This is a genomic window from Ruegeria sp. ABV4_181 (genome assembly GCF_056158465.1).
Genome location: NZ_JBSWTI010000002.1, coordinates 3,505,039 through 3,522,787, shown reverse-complemented (window position 1 = coordinate 3,522,787; position 17,749 = coordinate 3,505,039). Strand labels below are relative to the sequence as shown.

The 17,749-nt window shown below is 61.3% G+C and carries 14 protein-coding genes; 2 read left to right on the top strand and 12 right to left on the bottom strand.

What is annotated here, in order from left to right; genetic code table 11:
• Positions 1-29: 29 nt before the first annotated feature.
• Positions 30-1,172 carry an alpha-D-ribose 1-methylphosphonate 5-triphosphate diphosphatase gene (locus tag ACXAC3_RS17490; protein ID WP_475162853.1) on the top strand — a complete coding sequence of 381 codons (1,143 nt, stop codon included), beginning with the start codon at positions 30-32 and terminating at the stop codon, positions 1,170-1,172.
• Here the strand turns inward: ACXAC3_RS17490 and ACXAC3_RS17485 are convergent, their stop codons facing one another.
• Genes ACXAC3_RS17485 through ACXAC3_RS17455 form a run of 7 tightly spaced genes read right to left on the bottom strand, consistent with a single transcriptional unit; the run spans position 1,173 to position 7,667 of the window.
• Complete coding sequence (locus ACXAC3_RS17485) at positions 1,173-1,649, bottom strand: class I SAM-dependent methyltransferase (RefSeq protein WP_475162851.1); 477 nt, start codon at positions 1,647-1,649, stop codon at positions 1,173-1,175.
• On the bottom strand, positions 1,646-2,419 hold the full coding sequence (locus ACXAC3_RS17480) for a polysaccharide deacetylase family protein (protein ID WP_475162848.1): 774 nt from the start codon (positions 2,417-2,419) through the stop codon (positions 1,646-1,648). The genes ACXAC3_RS17485 and ACXAC3_RS17480 overlap by 4 nt, the downstream gene beginning before the upstream one ends.
• On the bottom strand, positions 2,416-3,555 hold the full coding sequence (locus ACXAC3_RS17475) for a glycosyltransferase family protein (RefSeq protein ID WP_475162845.1): 1,140 nt from the start codon (positions 3,553-3,555) through the stop codon (positions 2,416-2,418). The genes ACXAC3_RS17480 and ACXAC3_RS17475 overlap by 4 nt, the downstream gene beginning before the upstream one ends.
• Positions 3,552-4,136, bottom strand: a complete 585-nt coding sequence (locus ACXAC3_RS17470) for a histidine phosphatase family protein (RefSeq protein WP_475162844.1) — start codon at positions 4,134-4,136, stop codon at positions 3,552-3,554. Before ACXAC3_RS17470 ends, ACXAC3_RS17475 begins: the two co-directional genes overlap by 4 nt.
• Positions 4,133-5,209, bottom strand: a complete 1,077-nt coding sequence (locus ACXAC3_RS17465) for a glycosyltransferase family 4 protein (protein WP_475162842.1) — start codon at positions 5,207-5,209, stop codon at positions 4,133-4,135. Before ACXAC3_RS17465 ends, ACXAC3_RS17470 begins: the two co-directional genes overlap by 4 nt.
• Complete coding sequence (locus ACXAC3_RS17460; protein WP_475162841.1) at positions 5,209-6,456, bottom strand: glycosyltransferase family 4 protein; 1,248 nt, start codon at positions 6,454-6,456, stop codon at positions 5,209-5,211. Before ACXAC3_RS17460 ends, ACXAC3_RS17465 begins: the two co-directional genes overlap by 1 nt.
• Entirely contained in the window at positions 6,453-7,667 is a 1,215-nt protein-coding gene (locus tag ACXAC3_RS17455; protein ID WP_475162840.1) for a glycosyltransferase family protein, read from the bottom strand. The genes ACXAC3_RS17460 and ACXAC3_RS17455 overlap by 4 nt, the downstream gene beginning before the upstream one ends.
• A gap of 369 nt (positions 7,668-8,036) precedes the next feature.
• Here ACXAC3_RS17455 and ACXAC3_RS17450 point away from each other — a divergent pair, with 369 nt between their 5' ends.
• A complete protein-coding gene (locus ACXAC3_RS17450) occupies positions 8,037-10,421 on the top strand; it encodes a mechanosensitive ion channel domain-containing protein (protein WP_475162837.1) in 2,385 nt (794 codons plus the stop codon).
• An 88-nt stretch (positions 10,422-10,509) separates the two neighbouring features.
• Here the strand turns inward: ACXAC3_RS17450 and ACXAC3_RS17445 are convergent, their stop codons facing one another.
• From ACXAC3_RS17445 to ACXAC3_RS17425, 5 genes are read right to left on the bottom strand one after another with little or no spacing between them, the layout of a single operon-like run.
• On the bottom strand, positions 10,510-11,865 hold the full coding sequence (locus ACXAC3_RS17445; protein ID WP_475162834.1) for a CoA transferase: 1,356 nt from the start codon (positions 11,863-11,865) through the stop codon (positions 10,510-10,512).
• Positions 11,862-13,016, bottom strand: coding sequence for an ABC transporter permease (locus tag ACXAC3_RS17440; protein ID WP_475162833.1), 1,155 nt, complete (start codon positions 13,014-13,016; stop codon positions 11,862-11,864). The genes ACXAC3_RS17445 and ACXAC3_RS17440 overlap by 4 nt, the downstream gene beginning before the upstream one ends.
• Positions 13,013-14,041, bottom strand: coding sequence for an ABC transporter permease (locus ACXAC3_RS17435; protein WP_475162830.1), 1,029 nt, complete (start codon positions 14,039-14,041; stop codon positions 13,013-13,015). Before ACXAC3_RS17435 ends, ACXAC3_RS17440 begins: the two co-directional genes overlap by 4 nt.
• Positions 14,042-14,054: 13 nt before the next feature.
• Positions 14,055-15,965: an ABC transporter substrate-binding protein gene (locus ACXAC3_RS17430; RefSeq protein WP_475162828.1), complete on the bottom strand. Its 1,911-nt coding sequence runs from the start codon at positions 15,963-15,965 to the stop codon at positions 14,055-14,057.
• Entirely contained in the window at positions 15,958-17,730 is a 1,773-nt protein-coding gene (locus ACXAC3_RS17425) for an ABC transporter ATP-binding protein (RefSeq protein WP_475162825.1), read from the bottom strand. The genes ACXAC3_RS17430 and ACXAC3_RS17425 overlap by 8 nt, the downstream gene beginning before the upstream one ends.
• Positions 17,731-17,749 lie beyond the last annotated feature (19 nt).

Genomic DNA, 17,749 nt, shown 5'->3' with positions numbered 1-17,749 from the left:
CCCAATAGCTCAAACCGTGTGAAATTCAGATGACAGAAGAAATGATCCTTGCCAATGCCACTCTTGTCCTTCCGGATGAGACGGTCACGGGCAACATCCGGGTTGTCGGCGACGTCATCGCAGACGTTTCGACCGGCGCGGCGGTTCCGGCGGGCGCAGTGGACTGTCAGGGGGATTACGTCTGCCCGGGTCTGGTCGAACTGCACACCGACAATCTGGAACGTCACATTCAGCCAAGACCCAGGGTCGACTGGCCCCATGCGGCGGCCATTCTGGCCCATGACGCCGAACTGGCCAGCACCGGGATCACCACCGTCTTCGATGCCATGCGCGTGGGGTCGATTCCGACCGGACAGGCGCGATACCTGAAATACGCGCGCGGTTTGTCCCGCGAACTATGGGAGTTGCGGGAACAGGACGCCCTGAAGATCAGCCACTTTCTGCATTTACGGGCCGAAGTCTGTTCCGAAACGCTTGTTGATGAGCTGGACGAATTCGGACCCGAAGATCGCGTCGGTCTGGTCTCGCTGATGGATCACACGCCCGGGCAGCGGCAGTTCCGCGATATCTCAAAACTTGAGGCCTATCTGAAAGGCAAACACGGGTTTGACGACGACATGTTCATGCAGCATGTCGCGCAACTCAGGGCGCTGCGTGACCGGAACGGCGACCGGCACGAAGCAGAAACGGTGAAGGCAGCCCAACGGTTTGGCGCGATGCTGGCCAGTCATGACAATTCAACGGACGAACAGGTGCGCGTGTCAGCCGGCCACGGCATACGACTGGCCGAATTTCCCACAACGGTCGAGGCTGCGCGCGCCTGCCACCAACATGGCATCAAGGTGATGATGGGGGCCCCGAACGTGATCCGGGGCGGGTCGCATTCCGGCAATGTCGCGGCGCGGGAACTGGCTGATCTGGGGCATCTCGATATTCTTTCCTCGGACTATGTTCCCTCGGCGCTGTTGCTGTCCGCGGCGCGGCTGGGTGAGTTATGGGGCGACATGGCGCGGGGTCTGAGGACCGTGACATTGTCGCCGGCGCAGGCGGTCGGGCTGAGTGACCGGGGCCAGTTGCGCGTCGGCAAGCGCGCCGACGTCATCCGCTTTCGGATGCGCGGGGGCGCGCCGGCACTGAACGGGGTGTGGTCCCGCGGGCGGCGCGTCGCCTGATTACGCCCTGTAGAACAGATACCTGTCCGGCGCGATCGTGTCGGGGCCGCTGATCTGCTTGAATCCCTGCAAGGGCTGGCCCGAGATCAGAAACCCTCCTGGCAGCATGACCCGCGCGATCAGCGGGCTGAGACGCGCCGCTTCGGCCACGTCTTCGTCCTTGATGCCACGTCCGAAATCGTAATGGGCCATGGCGATCTTTGGTCCGCCAGCGGCCAGTTTTTTCAGCATCGGCTCCGCCTCACCCTGCAGGAAATCTTCGGCCGGTGGGGTGCTGGAGGGGTGGCATTGCAACACCCGGTCCATGACCCAGATACGCCGGTCCGGCATGATTTCGCGCAGGTGGTCATAGGTGCGGCCATTGCCAAGGCCCATGTCCAGAACGTCCCCGGCCAGATCAGAGATCTGGTCCACAGCCCAGTTCAGCCCATCGCGCTGGGCGGTGAGGCGGCGTAGCATGGAATCCAGTCGGCTCATTCGGATCTCCCGGTTGGTTCAGTCACAGGCGCGGCCCAGGCAAAGCCCGGTCCGGCCAGCAGCCTGCGCAGCAAATCTTCGGTAAAGGTCCAGATATCCTCATCATGAACCAGATGGTGGGTCAGCACGCCAAAGGGTTCCGCGTTGTCGGCGCGCCCTTCGCGGCGGTCGCGCAACAGCTCTGTGGCCTTGCTGATCAGGTTGTCCGGTGTCATCAGCCCCCGGGTTCCGCGCCAGTCGATCGGATCGAGATGGGTGTTGATCTGGACCAGCCCGGGCGCGGGCATGGCTGCCCCGCGCGGCGTGGCTGTCGAGACAAACTGATACCCGATGCCGGGAAGCTCACGAACAATCTCGGGCGCAATGCGGTTCCAGGGCGGTACAAACATCGGACACAGCTTGTCGCCAAACATCGCCCGCAGGCGCACTAGCCCAGAGTGTGCGTCCGCGCGGATATCCTCAACGGGGCGGTGCAGCCGGAATTCGGATTTTTTTTCGCCTGCCGGGGCGTGATTCAGGTGCGCCCAGCCATGCACCACCGGAACCAGTTCCGGGTGCCGCCCAACAAAATCCGCCAACTGCGCGTCGGCGTTGCATGGAATGACCGCCAGATGGACAGGAAAGCCAAGGGCGCGGGACAGGTCCGTCAACCTTTCCAGTTGTGGCGTCGACGAAACAGCGTCGTCATCACGCCACCACAGGGGCAGGGCCAGCCCCATGGCCTGCCATGTCGCAAGCTCTGCTTCCAATGGGCGCCAGTCCGCAGTCATGCGCGCTCCACCAGCTTTTCGACAATCGCGACCGATTTCGCGGCCCCGTCAAAGCCATGGGTAGATACCTTGCGCGGACCGTCGGAAATGGCATCCGCCACGGCCTGCGCCAGAGTGTCGCAATTCAGGTCCCGGCTGCGCAGCACTTCGATGGCCGGTTGCGCTGCAAGGCTCTGTGCGCGCAGCCCCTGTTCAACTTCCTTTCCGTCGTCGAACGGGACGAAAACCGCCGGCGTTCCGGACTGAAGGATATCCAGCGCGGTGTTGTAGCCGCACATGCTGACGGACGCCGCCGCGAGGGGCAGCATCTGTCTGAAATCCGGCCGCACCGGTTCCAAAACCACCGGCGCGTCGCCAACGGAGCGGGCCAATTGGCTGATGCGCGCAGCTGCGTCCTGACCGCCCACCAACAGGCGCCAGCGCCTGTTGGGCATCTTGCGGGCGGCCTCGATGGCCGCGCGAAAGATCGGCTGGCCCACCGATCCGCCGCCTGCACTTACAAGCACCTCTCCCTTGCCCTCGTCATCCGCATGCGCCTTTGGCGCAGCCGGGGCGACAAACCCGGTATAGAACAAGCGTTTTCCCAGCCGCTCTGATACCGGCCAGCTGATGTCCAGTGGGATCACGCTCTGGTCGGAATGGACAAGGACGCCATCGTAGAAGTCATGGATGATCGCATCCGTACGCTCGGCCTTTGACGGCTTGGATGGCGGCGCGAGAATATCCCGGACAGAACTCAGGATCACAGACGCGCGCGGCAGAGCGCGCGCCGCACCCAGAAGCGCATTGAACTCGGCGGTCAGAGAGCGGCGGCCAAAGGGATAAAGCTCGGTGATCAATACATCGGGCTGAAAACTGCGAATGGCTGCAGTCACAGCGGTTTCACGCGCGTTCAGATAGGATGCGTCGGCAATTTCGCCGGATTGGGTCAGAAGTCGCGTGAAATCCGTGCCGTCCGATCGCAACGGCGGCAGGCCCATCAGGGTCATGCCGGTGCTGTCCAGTTGCGGCGCAGGCATTCCGCCGGACAGGACAAAGGTTTCATGCCCCTTCTGCGCAAACGCCCGACCCAGTGTCAGCGCACGGCTCAGATGTCCGGTTCCAAGCAAATGTGTGACGACGATCATCACCTTCATTGCGGTGTCTCCGGCCTGATCAGGCGGACAGGGTCCGGCAGGGCGTTCAGTGTCGTCATGTCAATGATATACAGGCGGTTGCGTTTGATTTTAAAGGGGGCGGGTCCGTTGAATTGCCACCCCCAGGCCCGGGCCAGAATGACCCGCATGATGCCGATGTGGCAGACCGCAACCGTGTCGCCCTCAAGATCACGCAGCCACGGTTGCAGGCGGTCCCAGACCTCTGCCGGGCTTTCGCCGTTTGGTGGCCGGAAATCCCAACCCCAGTCCTCGATATGGCGATACCCGCTGTCCGGGTCGGCGATCAGGTCCGCGCCGCGCTGACCCTCCCAGTCGCCCCAGTGCATTTCCGTCAGCGCGTCCGCGACCAGCGGGTTCCGGCCCGAGACCAGCCGCGCCGTTTCACTGGCCCGGATCAAAGGGCTGGACCATAAGGTTGCTGAGTCCCAGGGCGCAGGCAGTTGCAAAGCCGAAAGGTCGTCCCGCGCGGCGTCATCCAGCGGAATGTCGCTGCGCCCCTGGATGCGGCCCGCACGATTCCAATGCGTATGCCCGTGGCGAAGCAAGGCCAGACGGTTCATGACCGGGCCTCCAACAGGGGTCGTGCCGCTTGCCAGAACCTGTCTGTTGCAGCAGGCATCAGGTGGCGATCAGAGACGTAGGTGCGCGCCTGCTGCCCCAGTGAGCGACGCAGAGGCAGATCGTTCAGCAAATCCTTAAGCCGCGCCGTCAGGCCCTCGGCTCCGGTTTCGACAGGCGGGTAGTTGGATGGTGCCAGAACGTCCCTCACCCCCGGTCTGTCCTGCGCGACAACCGGTACGCCATGGGCCTGTGCCTCCAGGTAGATCATGCCATAGGCCTCGTTGACGCCGGGCCAGACCAGAAGCGACGCTCGCGCATATTCCTGCTGCAACCCGTTGCGGTCAAGCTGGCCCAGAAAGTGGACTTTGGCGCCAAAGGGCGCCATCAGTGCCTCAACTGCGGACCGCGCGGGGCCGTCCCCAGCGATGTTCAGTGACCAGTCGCCGCCGAGATGTTTCAGCGTCTGCGCGAGGATCTCGTACGAGGCCAGTTTGTCGCCGTGCCGCATCATACCGACAGTCAGCATCGGACCATCGCAGCCCGACGCCTGCGGCAGTTGCGAGACGGGCAGAAAGGGTGGCAATTCGACCAGATCCTGATCCCTGAACCTTTCACGTTCAAGTGTGATCAGATCATTGGCGGTGTGGTAAAAGATCACCTGCGCTGCATCACTGGCGTCATGCGCCGATTTGGCAAACCCCGCCCAGGGCCCCTGCAACCGGCTGGTCGCGCGGGTGCTTTCCAGTTGCAGGTAAGGGATGTTTCGGGCCGCACAAATATGCGGCCCCAGCAGATCCGGAGCTTTGTAATAGTTGTGGTATGTCACCCAGAGCGCGGTGTCGGCGGGCAGATCGGCGATCAGGCGTTCCGCCTCGGCCTCGGCCTGCGCGCGCAACGTGTCCTGCACCCGGACATCGCCCGCCTTGTCATAGATGCGCAGGCACGATGCAAGTTCGACGGTATCCCCCTGGGCGGCAACGGCCTGCATCAGGTTGCGGGCCATTTCACGGTCACCCGACGGCACCGGGCTGTCCGGTGACTTCATCGGAGAGTAAAAGGCAATCCGGGCCATCAGTCTTTTTCCGCGCCCAACGCGCTTAACCGTCGGGACAGAAGGGCAATGCCGGGATCCATTCGAAACTCGGCAATCAGCCGGTCATATGCGGCGGCTGCCATGGCTGCTGTTTTGACCGGTTCGGAGGCCAGACGGGCAATGGCTGTCGCCAGCGAGGCCGGGTCGTCCTCTGTCAGCATGCCGTGTTTTCCGGTCTCTATGAATTCCGGTATCGCAGATACGGGTGTCGACAGGATCGGCAAAAGCTGGGACGCGGCTTCCATCAGCACATTGGGCAACCCGTCGCGGTCGCCATCCGCCGCGATCCGGCTGGGCAACACGAACAGGTCGGCGGTTCGCATTGCAGCAATCACTTCGGGCTGGTCGCAGGCCCCTTGCCACGTGATCCGCTGCGACAGGCCGGCGGCTGCCGCCCGGTCGCGCAATTCACCACCCAGGGTGCCGCCGCCGATATGGGTCCAGTGCCAATCCAGGGAGTCCGGCAGCCCGGTAAAGGCATCGATCAGGCGGTCAAAGCCCTTCTTCTCGACCAGGCGGCCAACGGACAGCATGTGAAACGGCGCGTCGGGCGCGCGTACTGCTCGGTTGGGCGGGTCGGGAAAGCGGGTCAGGTCAAGCCCGTGATAGATCAGTTCGATCCGCGCCGGATCGTCCGCCAGGCTGCGCAGATGGTCCGCCCCGATGGCGGTACAGGTTGCGCCAAATGCCGCGCCATAGGTGTTGGCCTGCAGCTTTTCGGCCTTCTCCCAGTCGGGCGAGGTCCAGATATCCTTGGCATGGGCGGAAAAGCTCCACGGTAATCCGCGCATGATTGCCGCATAGCGCGCCACGGACGAGGGGGTGTGCAGGAAATGCGCATATAGCGCCCGCGCTGCGCCGGGCAACTCGGCTGCCAGCACACAGGCCTGACCAAACCGGCGAATCCGGTTATGGGTCGGGTCGCGGCGCAGATCGGCGCGCCAGACATTATAGGCCTCCGCATAGCCGGGAAGGGTTTGTGCAATGTCACGCGCGGCCCACACACGCTGAGGCTCCTGATGCAGGTATTCGGGCAGGTAATGCACCTGACCCCTGAACCGATCATGCAGCGGGTGGCGTTTCTTGTCCGTCGGGTGCCGCAGCGACCAGATGTCAAAGCGATGGCCGGCCTCCTGCAAGGCGACCAGTTCCTGCGCGATGAACGTCTCGGACAGGCGCGGCCATCCTTTGACCAGCACCGCCAGTTTCGGCTGTGATGCTGTCATCCGGTGGCTCGTTCCTGTTCCCGGCTCAGCAGCGCATCGATACGGTCGGTCACGTAATCCAGCCCGTCCAGAACTCCATCCTGTATCGCCTCAGACGGCAGCGGCTGGCGTGGCAGGTTGCGGATCGCCTCGATCATGGCATCCGAGGTCAGCCCGTCGCGACGTTCGTCCAGCATCCGGACAAGGCCCAGACCTTCGGCACGCGACGCGCGTATCCATTGTTCCAGCCTCGGTGTCGTGCGCGGCACGATGACCGCGCGTTTGTCGAAAGACAGAACCTCGCAGAAGGTATTGTAGCCGCCCATGCAAACCACACCGGCGGCGCCTGCAAACAGGGTCTCGATCTGGGATTCAAAGCCAACAGCCGTCACCCGTCCGTTCAGCGCGGCTACGCGGGTCTCAAACTCCTCGCGCAGTTCGCCGGACAGGAAGGGCCCGTAAACCAGTACCGCGCGCGGCGACAGGTCAGGGTCTTTTTCATAGGCTGACAGGACAAGGTTCACCATCGCCTTGCCGTCGCCCCCGCCACCGGGTGTAATCAGGATGTAGGGCTGTTCGGGCGGTTCGCCGACCGGGCCGAGATCGCGGCGCAGATACCCCGTCCAGTGAATACGCGCCTGCGTGGCGGTGCTGAGCGGCAGGCCTTGCGTCGGGTCATAGATCGAGCGCAACCCATAGACCCAGATTTCGTCGTAATAGGTCTCGGTCGCCGTAACGGCTTCTTTGCGGTCCCACTCGGCGGCCAGAACTTCCGGTTGGTCCAGCACGTCGCGCAACCCCAGAACCAGCTTGGTGCGTTGTGATCGAGACAGGTATTCCAATGTCGGCCGCAATTCGCCGCGAAACCCCGTGGGTTCCTTGTCCACGATCAGCACGTCCGGGTCGAATTGCTGCACAGCGGTCTGAATGAGGCCAGAGCGCAGCTCGGTCACCTCTTCGATCCCCATGCCAATCGTGCGCGCGGCGTAAGAGCCATCGGCGCGTTTGGTCACGCCCGGCAGGCGCACATGGTCGACCCGGCGCGGAAAGGTAAATCGCCCCGCCACAGGAGAACCGGTCAGGATCAGGGCCGAAGCCTGCGGATCGGCCTCGGTGATTGCCCCGGCAAGCGCCCGGGACCTGCGCAAATGGCCCAGTCCGAACGTGTCGTGGCTGTAGAACAGGATGCGTGGCGCACGGCCGTTTATGTCGTTATGAATTCCTAGGCTCATGCCTTCGCCTGCTGTTGACTCGATGCAATTCCGCGCGTTCCCACCAGTTACCGTATATTCTTTGTCGCCGCTTGCCAAAGGGGTGGCTGGTATTTTGCAATTTCAAAAGCATTGCGAATTGGCAACATCCTGTCCTCGTTGGCCTTCTGGTATACCCGGCGGCCCGTATCCACCGGTCACATCTGCATGATCGGTCATCCGTTGGGCGGGTCATATTCAGTTTTCTTCGGCTTGCAAACACTCTTGTCAGGGGCATTGCAACAGGAACACGGCCTGACAAGATGTCGCGACGCCGAAAGTTGAACGTTTGTGCCCGGCCATGTGCTTCTGTAACCTGCCTTGCAAACTGCGAATTGGATAGAAGACCCGATGAAACTCAGACAGTTAGCTGGAATTGCCCTGATAATGTGGGTGTTTGCGGCGGCCTTCGTCAGCGAAGCGTCCGCGCAGACGTCTCTTATCCCCGGTTATGGTTCGGGTTCCGACACCGCCACCGACAGCAGCGAAGAAGGCGATCTGGCCGCTGCGATCCGCTCTGCGACCGAAGCCGGGGCAAGCGTTATTGTCATCGACAGCGCCGGGCAGATCGTTGCTTCGGGTGAACAGCAGGACACAGCCAATGCCGCCGCCGGACCGCATGACCCGATGGGTGACGGCTCGCAGCTCATGAAGGCGCAGGAGCGGTTCTCAAAATTTCGCGAGTCGATGCAGTCCCGCCTTGAGGCCCTGCCGTATTCGATCTTCGAAGTGCAGTATGTCTTGCGCCAGACCAGCCCGGATGGCCGGATACAGACCTATGTCGAAGTTCTGGTCTGGAACATCCTGTTCCTTCTGTTGGGGCGTTGGCTGTCGATAGAAATCTATGGCAAACGCATTGCCCGCCGGATTGTGGTGGCGCGATCCAAGGAAAACCCGCAGGGCTATCGCGAAAAGATGCCGTTTCTGGTGTTCCGTTTTCTCATGGGGATCGGAGCCACGATCTTTGCCATGCTGATGGCGCTGATTGTCGGGTATGTGATTTTCGGCGAGGCCGAGGACATTTCGATCCAGTTCACTGTGACGGCGATTTTCACGGCCTTCTTCCTGTCCAGAACCGTATCCGATCTGTGGCGGATGGTTTTGTCGCCATATCTGAGCCAATACCGCCTGCCGCCCTTTTCCGACCGCGACGCCAAGCGGTTGTATATCTGGGCTTCGGCGCTTGCGACCTACGACATCTCGGTCGTGCTGTTCGCCACATGGGTCGCGGATTTCGGACTGAACTACAACGTCTACGCGTTGGTTTACGGCGGTTTGACCATGTTCGGCGCACTGGGCAACGTGTTGATGATCCTGTTCAATGCGCGCCCCATTTCGAACGCGATCCGTGGGGGGCGGGCAGCGGACCAGGTATCGTGGATATTGCGCGCGATCTCGCTTGCATGGGCGCCGGTGCTGGTTGTCTATATCGTGTTCAGCTGGTTCAAGCTGGCTGTCGATCTGGTGCTTGAAAATGAAAACTCGGTTCCGATCGTCGCCAGCAGCTATGCGATCTTCATGTCGGTTGTGATTGCCTATGGCGCGATGAACTATCTGCTGGAACGCTATTTTGACCGCAACCGGCAGATCGAAGAACTGAATGCCGAGACCGAAGATGACGATGAAGGCGAGACCGAAGCTCCGATCGAAACGCCCGAGGCGGAAAAGCGGAAACACTCCATCCTGACCTACGAAGACCTGGCGCGGCGGGTGGCGGGTATACTGGCCTTTGTCGTTGGCCTCTATGCGCTTGTCGTCATCTGGAACCCGGATGCAAGCTGGAGCGAAGACCTGCCGATCGAACGGGCGCTGGATGTGATGGTCATCCTGTTCATCGGGTATATTCTGTTCCACTTCTTCCGCATCTGGATCGACTCGAAAATCGCCGAAGAGGCCGACGAAGGCGGCGCCGAGGCCGAACTGGGCGATGAAGGCGGCGAAGGCGGCCAAAGCCGTCTGGCCACGCTGCTGCCACTGTTCCGTGGCGCTATACTTGCCGTTGTCGTCGTTACCATCGTCCTGATCGTCCTGATGGAGTTGGGCATCAATGTCAGCCCGTTGTTTGCCGGTGCGGGCGTTGTCGGACTGGCCGTGGGCTTTGGGTCGCAGACACTGGTGCGGGATATCTTCTCGGGCGCGTTCTTCCTGATGGATGACGCGTTTCGAAAGGGCGAATATATCGACATTGGGGATGTGAAAGGGACCGTTGAAAAAATCTCGGTCCGGTCGTTCCAGCTGCGCCACCATCTGGGCGCGCTGAACACCATTCCGTTTGGCGAGATCAAGGTGCTGACGAACTATTCCCGCGACTGGGTGATCATGAAACTGCCGTTGCGGGTGACCTATGACACCGACGTCGAAAAGGTGCGCAAGCTGATCAAGAAACTGGGCGTTCAGTTGCTGGACGATCCAGTGATCGGTGAGAATTTCATCCAGCCGCTGAAATCTCAGGGCGTGATCGAGATGCAGGATTCGGCGATGATCATCCGGGTCAAGTTCATGACCAAGCCCGGCGACCAGTGGTTGGTGCGCAAAAAGGTCTATCAGGAAATCCGCGAATTGTTCGCACGAGAGGGCATCCGCTTTGCCCACCGCGAAGTTACCGTACGGCTGGCCGATGACAAAAGCCCCGAGGACCTGACGCCGAAACAGCGCGAGGCGGTAACCGGTGCGGTTCAGGCAGCGATTGACGAGGATTATCTGGACGATATCGGCCCCGGAGGCGATGACCGCTAGGGTGTGCTCCCGCCACTTTCGGCAGCGTCTCTGACGAGACGCAACCCAAAGCGTTGGGCCCCGCCGCGCGGTCCGCGCGGCGGTTGGCTCAGAGGGACAGTGTCGGCCACTTGGGGGGCGAAGTACCCAGCTTTGACGCAGGCAAGGGCCAGGACATCCGGGCGGACCCCACGGTGAGCGCGGGCCTGAGCCGGTGGCCCTGACCCCAACCGGAGATTTCGAGGTTCTGGTCGAAATCGGCCTGTTTGGTATCCGTAATATTTCCGCTTGTTTCCGTCTTCCCTAGCGCCGCCAGCAATTCGGCCGTGCGGGCCAGAGACAGCTGCGCATGCATGATCGAGTTTCCGGATGCGGCTTCGGCCATTGCCGATAGCACCGCGGCCGCCATCAGATATCCTGTGGCGTGATCCAGCGCCTGAACCGGCAGCGGGGTGGGTTTGTCGGCTTTTGCCCATGCGCGGCCAGCCTCCGCGATGCCCGCACTCATCTGAACCAGACTGTCAAAGCCGCGTCGGGAGGACCACGGCCCCTGCCACCCATAGGCGTTCAGCGTCACTTCGATCCGGTTGGGCGCGATTTCATCCCGCACGAGTTTGTTCAGACCCAGCGCATCCAGCGCGCCGGGGCGGTAGCCATGCACGAAAACATCGGCCTCTGACAGCAACTCCTTCAGCTGCGCCAGCCCCGCGGACGATTTCAGATCGAGATAGGCACAATGTTTGCCCAGTGAGATGTCCGGAATGACCCCGGGCTCATCCCAGCCGGGCGGGTCGATGCGCAGAACGTCGGCCCCGAACCCGGCCAGAGTACGGGTCGAAACCGGGCCCGCCAACACACGGGTCAGGTCCAGCACACGCAGACCGGCAAGCGGGCGTTCCGGTGTCGCCGCGGGGCGGCCCCGCAACGCGATCTTACGCGGGCTGTGCCAGCCGATCAGCGGATCGCGCGACACCGCCCGCCCCTGTGGATGATCAAGCCAGTCCGCCCGGCTGCGCATTGCCGCCGCAACCCCACCCGCCGCCACAATTGCGGTTTCCAGATCCGCAATGGACCAATCCCTGAGCGCTTGCGCAACGGCTGTCCGGTCACCGGGTACGTCAAGCACACTCAGCGCGGCGGCCCTGTGATGGGGCAGGTTGGTATGCAGTCTGATCCACCCGTCCGACGCCTGATAATCGCCGGCCACGGCGTCCCAGAGATTGGGCATGGTCCATTCGTCCGGTTTGAATGAATATCCAAACCACAATGAGGCTAAACGGTGATCGACCTGAACTTCGGGCGGTTTCGACGCCAGATTCAGTGCCGACATCAGCCGGGCCAGCTCCTGACCTACGGCGGCAAAGCTGGCGGTGGCAAGTTCGGACACCGCAAATGCGCTGGGACGCGCACCCGATCCGGTTGTTTTGTAACTGCCCGTGGCGGGAAGGGCTGAGATCAGGCTCATTGCTGATACGGGTCGAGGCTGTCGCGCAACCCGTCGCCCAGAAAATTGAAGGCCAGCACGACGACGATGATCGGCAACATCGGAATGGCGGTCCACGGGTAGATTTCGATCGAAGCCAGATTCTGCGCGTCATTCAGCATCACGCCCCAGCTGACCGCAGGCGCACGCAGGCCGAGGCCAAGGAAGCTGAGCGCCGTTTCCCCAAGGATCATCGCCGGGATCGACAAAGTGGCCGAAGCGATCAGGTGCGACATGAAGTTGGGCAGCAGGTGCTTACGGATCACGCGGCCAGAACTTGCGCCCATCATCTCGGCCGCGCGCACGTATTCTTCTTCGCGCAGCGATAGGAACTTGGCGCGCACAGATCGGGCCAGACCGGGCCAGTCGAGTATCCCGAGAATGATCGAGATGATGAAGAACACCGCTACCGGGCTCCAGTTCGAGGGCACCGCGGCCGACAGCGCCAGCCAGAGCGGAAGTTCGGGCAATGAGCGCAGAATTTCGATCACGCGGTTGATGACCCAGTCGATCCTGCCGCCGAAATATCCCGCTATGGACCCGAACAGGATGCCCAGGAAGAAAGACACCGAAATGCCAATCAGACCCACCGTTAGCGACAGTTGTGCGCCATAGAGAATGCGGCTGAACACGTCGCGTCCCAGACGGTCGGAGCCCCACAGGAACAGGGTTGCCCCCTCGGGCGCGCAGAACAGATGGGTGTCGGACCTGATGAAACCCGCCAGCTTGTATTCAGAACCCTCGCAGAAAAAGCGGACAGGGCGCGGATCATCGGTGTCGGGCACAAATTTCCACTGGAAGGTCTCAAGGTCGGCTTCGGCTACAATGGGAAACACATGCGGTCCGATAAATTCGCCCTCGAAGAACCAGTTTATGCTTTGCGGCGGAGCGTACAGGTGCTCGCCGTTGCGTTCGTTTGGCCCGTAGGGTGCGATGAAGCCTGCAAAGGGCAGCATCAGGTAGCACAGCAGTAGGAAAATGCCCGAAATCAGCCCCAGTTTGTGGGTTTTGAACTTGCGCCAGACCAGAACCCAGTTGGGTGCGTCCAGATCCGCGCGTTCAAGCTGTTGCAGCGCGGCTTCGGGGTCAAATGGGGCATCGTCGACATAACGGCCGTCGGGGTGTTTGGTCATGCCTCGCGCCCCTCATACCGGATGCGCGGGTCGAGCATGACCAGCAGAATGTCGGAAATCATGGTACCGATCAGGGTTAGCAGCGCCACGAACATCAGAATAAAGGCCGACAGGAACTGATCCTGCGTTTTCAGCGCCGTCAACAAGGTCGGACCGATGGTTTGCAGGCCCAGCACGACCGACACCAGAACCGATCCCGACACCATCGAGGGCAGCAGATTGCCGATATCCGCCACAAAGGGGTTGAAGGCCACGCGCAACGGATACTTGGTCAGCATGCGCGACGGGGCCATACCCTTGGCAATTGCCGTTTCGACATAAGGCTTACCCAGTTCGTCCAGCATATTGGCGCGCAGCCGCTGCATCATAGCCGAAGCCCCGGATGTGCCGATCACAAATGTCGGAACGATCAGGTGGATCAGTATGGATTTCATTTTTTCCCAGCTCATGGGCAAGCCTTCGAAGGACGGGTCCATCAGGCCGCCAATGGGCAGGTTGAAATAGCGATGGCCGTAATAGAACAGGATCAGCGCCAGCAGAAAGTTCGGTGTGGCCAGACCGAGATACCCGACAAAGGCCGACGTATAGTCGATCCACGTCCGCGACCGGGCAGCGGCGATGACACCCAGAGGCAGCGCAACGGCATAGACAAACAGGATGGCCGCAAGATTGACCACTACGGTCAGCCACAGGGTGTCGCCGACGATTTCAGCGACGGGGCGATCAAACTCGAAGGACCAGCCGTAGTTGCCCTGCAGCAGACCTTCGAACCCGTGCGGGCCGGGCCAGAAGCCCATCCAGATCAGATATTGCTCCCACATGGGGCGATCCAGCGCATATTCCGTTCGCAGAAACTCGGCCTTGGCGACGCCGGCAGACTGACCCGAAGCCTGAAGTTCGGCGATCTGGTTGCTCAGGTAATCTCCGGGCGGAAGGTTGATGATCACGAAAATCAGGACCGACACCACCAACAGCGTCAGCAGCATCGTGAAAAAGCGATACACTGCATAGCGCAGCATGACCATGTGGCTGCTCCTGTCAGTCGGCGAAGAAGAATTCGTCCGGGCGGTGGATGCCGAAATGCGCGCCGGGCTCCCACGCCCACATGGCTTGTTCGGGTACATTGCGCAGGCGGTTGGAAACCACAACCGGCTGCGGCGCGCCGTTCAGGATCCCGATGGCATAAAGCTGGTCGGCGTGGATTTTCAGCATTTCGGTCCAGACCACCTCGCGTTCCTCGTCTGTCGTCGCGACTTCCCAGTCATGGGCCAGTTGCATCAGCCGCTCGGCCTCGGGCATGTCCGGCGCTTCCCCGACTTCGCCTCCGGTCTGATAGAATTGTCCCCATTTCGGCCAGGCCAGGAACACCTGGTCGGTGGGCGCAAGATAAGCCGGAGACGTATGGGCCTGCGGGATGCCGTCATCCCAGCCGAACCAGACCGACGCCATGGTATTGCCCGCAAACACGCGGTTACGCAGGATATCCCGATCCAGCGGCCGCATGACGAGATCGACACCGATCTCGCGCCAGGTGTCGGTCACGATCTGCAACGCATTCTCGACCTCCTGCCGTTCTCCGGCGGTTTCAATCACCAGCTCCATCGGCCGGCCGTCGGGCAGCATGCGAATGCCGTTCTTGTCACGTTCGGTCAGACCGGCCTCATCCAGCAGGCTGTTGGCCATGTTGATGTCGTACCCTGCCCAGGCTTGAGCGTTTTCTTCGCTGTAGAAGGGCGAGGCGGGCAGAACCGACATTGCGCCGGGTTTCGCCAGTTTGAAATACAGCGCCTGATTGATTGTCTGGCGGTCAATGGCCAGTGACAGCGCGCGGCGCACGCGGACGTCGCGCAAAACGTCGCGCCAGGCGTCATCGGCAAAATTGAGGTTGGGGTAGATCGCGATCTGTGACGCCACACCAGTTTTCCAGAGCAACGTCTTGTAATTCCCGCCGGCCTCGCCTTTTTTCAGGATCGATGCGTCACGAAACGCCAGACCGCGCCCTTGCAGGTCGCTTTCCCCGGCATTGGTCTTCGCGGCCACCAGACCGGGGGCGACGATCTCCATCTCGACAACGTCGATATAGGGTAGTTGCACACCCTTGCTGTCGATGCGGTGGTAATATGGGTTGCGAACGAAGTTATGCCGGATTTTCTTGCCCGAACTGGCATTCAGCCACGGCTGCAGGGTCGGCAATTCGTGATTGTCGAACTTATAGAGGTTGTCCAGCTTGTTATGCAGCGCCGCCCAGCTTTTGACGCGGGCATCCTCGACCTGAAAGGCCAGTTCATCCGCGTCCGCATATTGTTCGTGATATTGCTTGAGAAATTCGGATGGCCTGTAGATGAACGGCGGTCGCGCCTGCGCCAGCGATTGCAGGAAATCGGGGTTCGGGCTCTCCCATTCGAATACGATGGTTGTTTCGTCGGGGAAGGACACGGTGGGCGTTTTGCCTTCGACGATCAGAAAATCAGGTGGACCGGACGGGCTGAGAAGCTCGTTATTGGCCACGTCCTCCCACCAATATCGGAAATCTTCGGATGTAAACGGCGAACCGTCTGACCATTTATGCCCTTCGCGCAGGTGCAGGGTGAATTTGCGATTGTCTTCGTTCTCAAAGGATTCCAGCAGGTCGGGTACGATTTCGTAACTCTCGTTGAACCCCACCAGCCGCGCGTAGCCGTAGACTACCATCTGGCGGATATCCTTGGACCGCGTAACCATGGTGCGCAACGTGCCGCCGGGCGTTCCGAATTCCCGTCCTTTTGCGGCCAGATCCACGACCAGCGGCTCGGTCGGCAAGCGTTCCTGCACGGGGGGAAGGTTGCCGGCATTCACTTCGGTCGCCCAGAATGCGCTTTCCTGCGGGGTGGGCGTTTCGGCCCTGGCGGGCAAGGTCCAGGTGGCGGCCAGCGCGGTGGCCAGCATCAGAGGGCGAGTGATTTTAAACATGGCATCGTACCTTATGGCCGGGCTCCATCTCTACCAGTGAAGGTATCACGGAGTCGGTAAATCGGAAGGCGTCTTCCCAACTGTCTGGCGAACCAGCACCCAAAGCAACCAGTTTCAGGTCGATGGGCCGGTTGATATCGGGTTCCGGCTGAGCGGCAATCAGCGCCTTGGTGTAGGGGTGGCGGGGGTTGTAGAAAAGGGTTTCGGGCGGGGCTTGTTCGACGACCAGGCCCCGGCGCATGACGGCCACCTCGTCAGCAATGCGCGCCACAACGGCCAGATCGTGAGAGATAAAGAAATAGGACAGGTTCAGACTGTCCTGCAGATGTTCAAGCAATGTCAGGATCTGTTCCTGCACGGATACGTCCAGCGCCGAGGTCGGCTCGTCACAGACAATAAGCTGCGGGTCCAGCATCATGGCCCGCGCGATGGACAGGCGCTGCCTTTGCCCGCCGGAAAACGCGTGCGGGTAACGTTTCAGCATATCGGCGTTCAGCCCGACACGCTGTAACATCTCGGCGGCCTTGTCCCTTTGTTCCGCAACCGATCCGATGGCGTGTATCTCCAGCGGCTCGGTCATTGCGTCCTGAATGCGCATGCGCGGGCTGAGCGAACTGTAGGGATCCTGAAACACCATCTGCGCCTTGCGCTGAAAGGCGGTGCGCTGGGCGCGGGTCATGTGGTGCACGGTAATCGGATCTTCGTCCGGGGACGTCCGGAACAGCACCTGACCACCGGGATCGGGTGGTTCGGCACCAAGCGCGATGCGGGCGGCCGTTGTCTTGCCCGAGCCACTTTCGCCGACGACCGCCAGCGTTTTGCCGCGTGCAAGGTTCAATTCGATGCCGCGGCAGGCGTGAATCAGCCTGTCCCCCTGCCAGCCCCTGCTGGATCGCATCATATAGGTCTTTGAGACGTCCTTCATCTGAAGGATCAGATCCTCGTGCGGCATCGGCAGCCCGACGGATTCCTCGTCCGGGATCGCGGGGGCGGCGTTGAATAGCTGCTGCGTATAGGGATGCGCCGGGGCGGTCAGGATCGGCGCCGCGGAACCGGCCTCCATCACGCGGCCCTTGTGCATGACGACGACCTGTTCAGCCATGTTGGCCACAACGCCCAGATCATGCGTCACCAGGATCAGCGCCATCCCGGTTTCGCGCTGGAGTTCCTTGATCAGACCCAGAACCTGCGCTTGTGTCGTTACGTCCAGCGCGGTGGTTGGTTCGTCTGCAATCAGCAATTCCGGCTTGGACACCATCGCCATCGCGATCATGGCGCGCTGACGCATGCCGCCGGACAACTCAAACGGGTAAGAATCATAGGCGCGCTGCGGGTCGGGAAAGCCGACGCGTTCGAACTGGTTCAGCACCTCTTTGCGGGCCTGAGACTCGGACGCGCCGCGATGCAGCCACAGAACCTCGCTGACCTGATTGCCGATCTTATGCAGCGGCGAAAGTGACCGCATCGGCTCCTGAAAAATCATCGAAACGCGGTTGCCGCGAATATCGCGCATCTGGCGTTCGCTGATCCGCGTCAGGTCCTCCATGCCCTTGGAATCATTCAGGGTAATTGTGCCACTGCGAATCTGAGCCGTGCGTGGCAAAATGCGCAGCGCTGCCCGGCACGAGATGGTTTTGCCTGAACCGGACTCGCCGACCAGGGCAAGTGTCTGACCGGCCTCCACGTCGAAACTGACACCCTTGACCACGGATTTGCCCGCACCAAAACCGATGCTGAGGTCTCTGACGGACAACAACGCAGTCATGCGGGTCTTCCACCCGTAA

Bases quoted from the DNA above. Each gene is read 5' to 3' on its own strand.
- ACXAC3_RS17490 (WP_475162853.1), top strand. From the start codon at position 30: ATGACAGAAGAAATGATCCTTGCCAATGCCACTCTTGTCCTTCCGGAT.
- ACXAC3_RS17485 (WP_475162851.1), bottom strand. From the start codon at position 1,649: ATGAGCCGACTGGATTCCATGCTACGCCGCCTCACCGCCCAGCGCGAT.
- ACXAC3_RS17480 (WP_475162848.1), bottom strand. From the start codon at position 2,419: ATGACTGCGGACTGGCGCCCATTGGAAGCAGAGCTTGCGACATGGCAG.
- ACXAC3_RS17475 (WP_475162845.1), bottom strand. From the start codon at position 3,555: ATGAAGGTGATGATCGTCGTCACACATTTGCTTGGAACCGGACATCTG.
- ACXAC3_RS17470 (WP_475162844.1), bottom strand. From the start codon at position 4,136: ATGAACCGTCTGGCCTTGCTTCGCCACGGGCATACGCATTGGAATCGT.
- ACXAC3_RS17465 (WP_475162842.1), bottom strand. From the start codon at position 5,209: ATGGCCCGGATTGCCTTTTACTCTCCGATGAAGTCACCGGACAGCCCG.
- ACXAC3_RS17460 (WP_475162841.1), bottom strand. From the start codon at position 6,456: ATGACAGCATCACAGCCGAAACTGGCGGTGCTGGTCAAAGGATGGCCG.
- ACXAC3_RS17455 (WP_475162840.1), bottom strand. From the start codon at position 7,667: ATGAGCCTAGGAATTCATAACGACATAAACGGCCGTGCGCCACGCATC.
- ACXAC3_RS17450 (WP_475162837.1), top strand. From the start codon at position 8,037: ATGAAACTCAGACAGTTAGCTGGAATTGCCCTGATAATGTGGGTGTTT.
- ACXAC3_RS17445 (WP_475162834.1), bottom strand. From the start codon at position 11,865: ATGAGCCTGATCTCAGCCCTTCCCGCCACGGGCAGTTACAAAACAACC.
- ACXAC3_RS17440 (WP_475162833.1), bottom strand. From the start codon at position 13,016: ATGACCAAACACCCCGACGGCCGTTATGTCGACGATGCCCCATTTGAC.
- ACXAC3_RS17435 (WP_475162830.1), bottom strand. From the start codon at position 14,041: ATGGTCATGCTGCGCTATGCAGTGTATCGCTTTTTCACGATGCTGCTG.
- ACXAC3_RS17430 (WP_475162828.1), bottom strand. From the start codon at position 15,965: ATGTTTAAAATCACTCGCCCTCTGATGCTGGCCACCGCGCTGGCCGCC.
- ACXAC3_RS17425 (WP_475162825.1), bottom strand. From the start codon at position 17,730: ATGACTGCGTTGTTGTCCGTCAGAGACCTCAGCATCGGTTTTGGTGCG.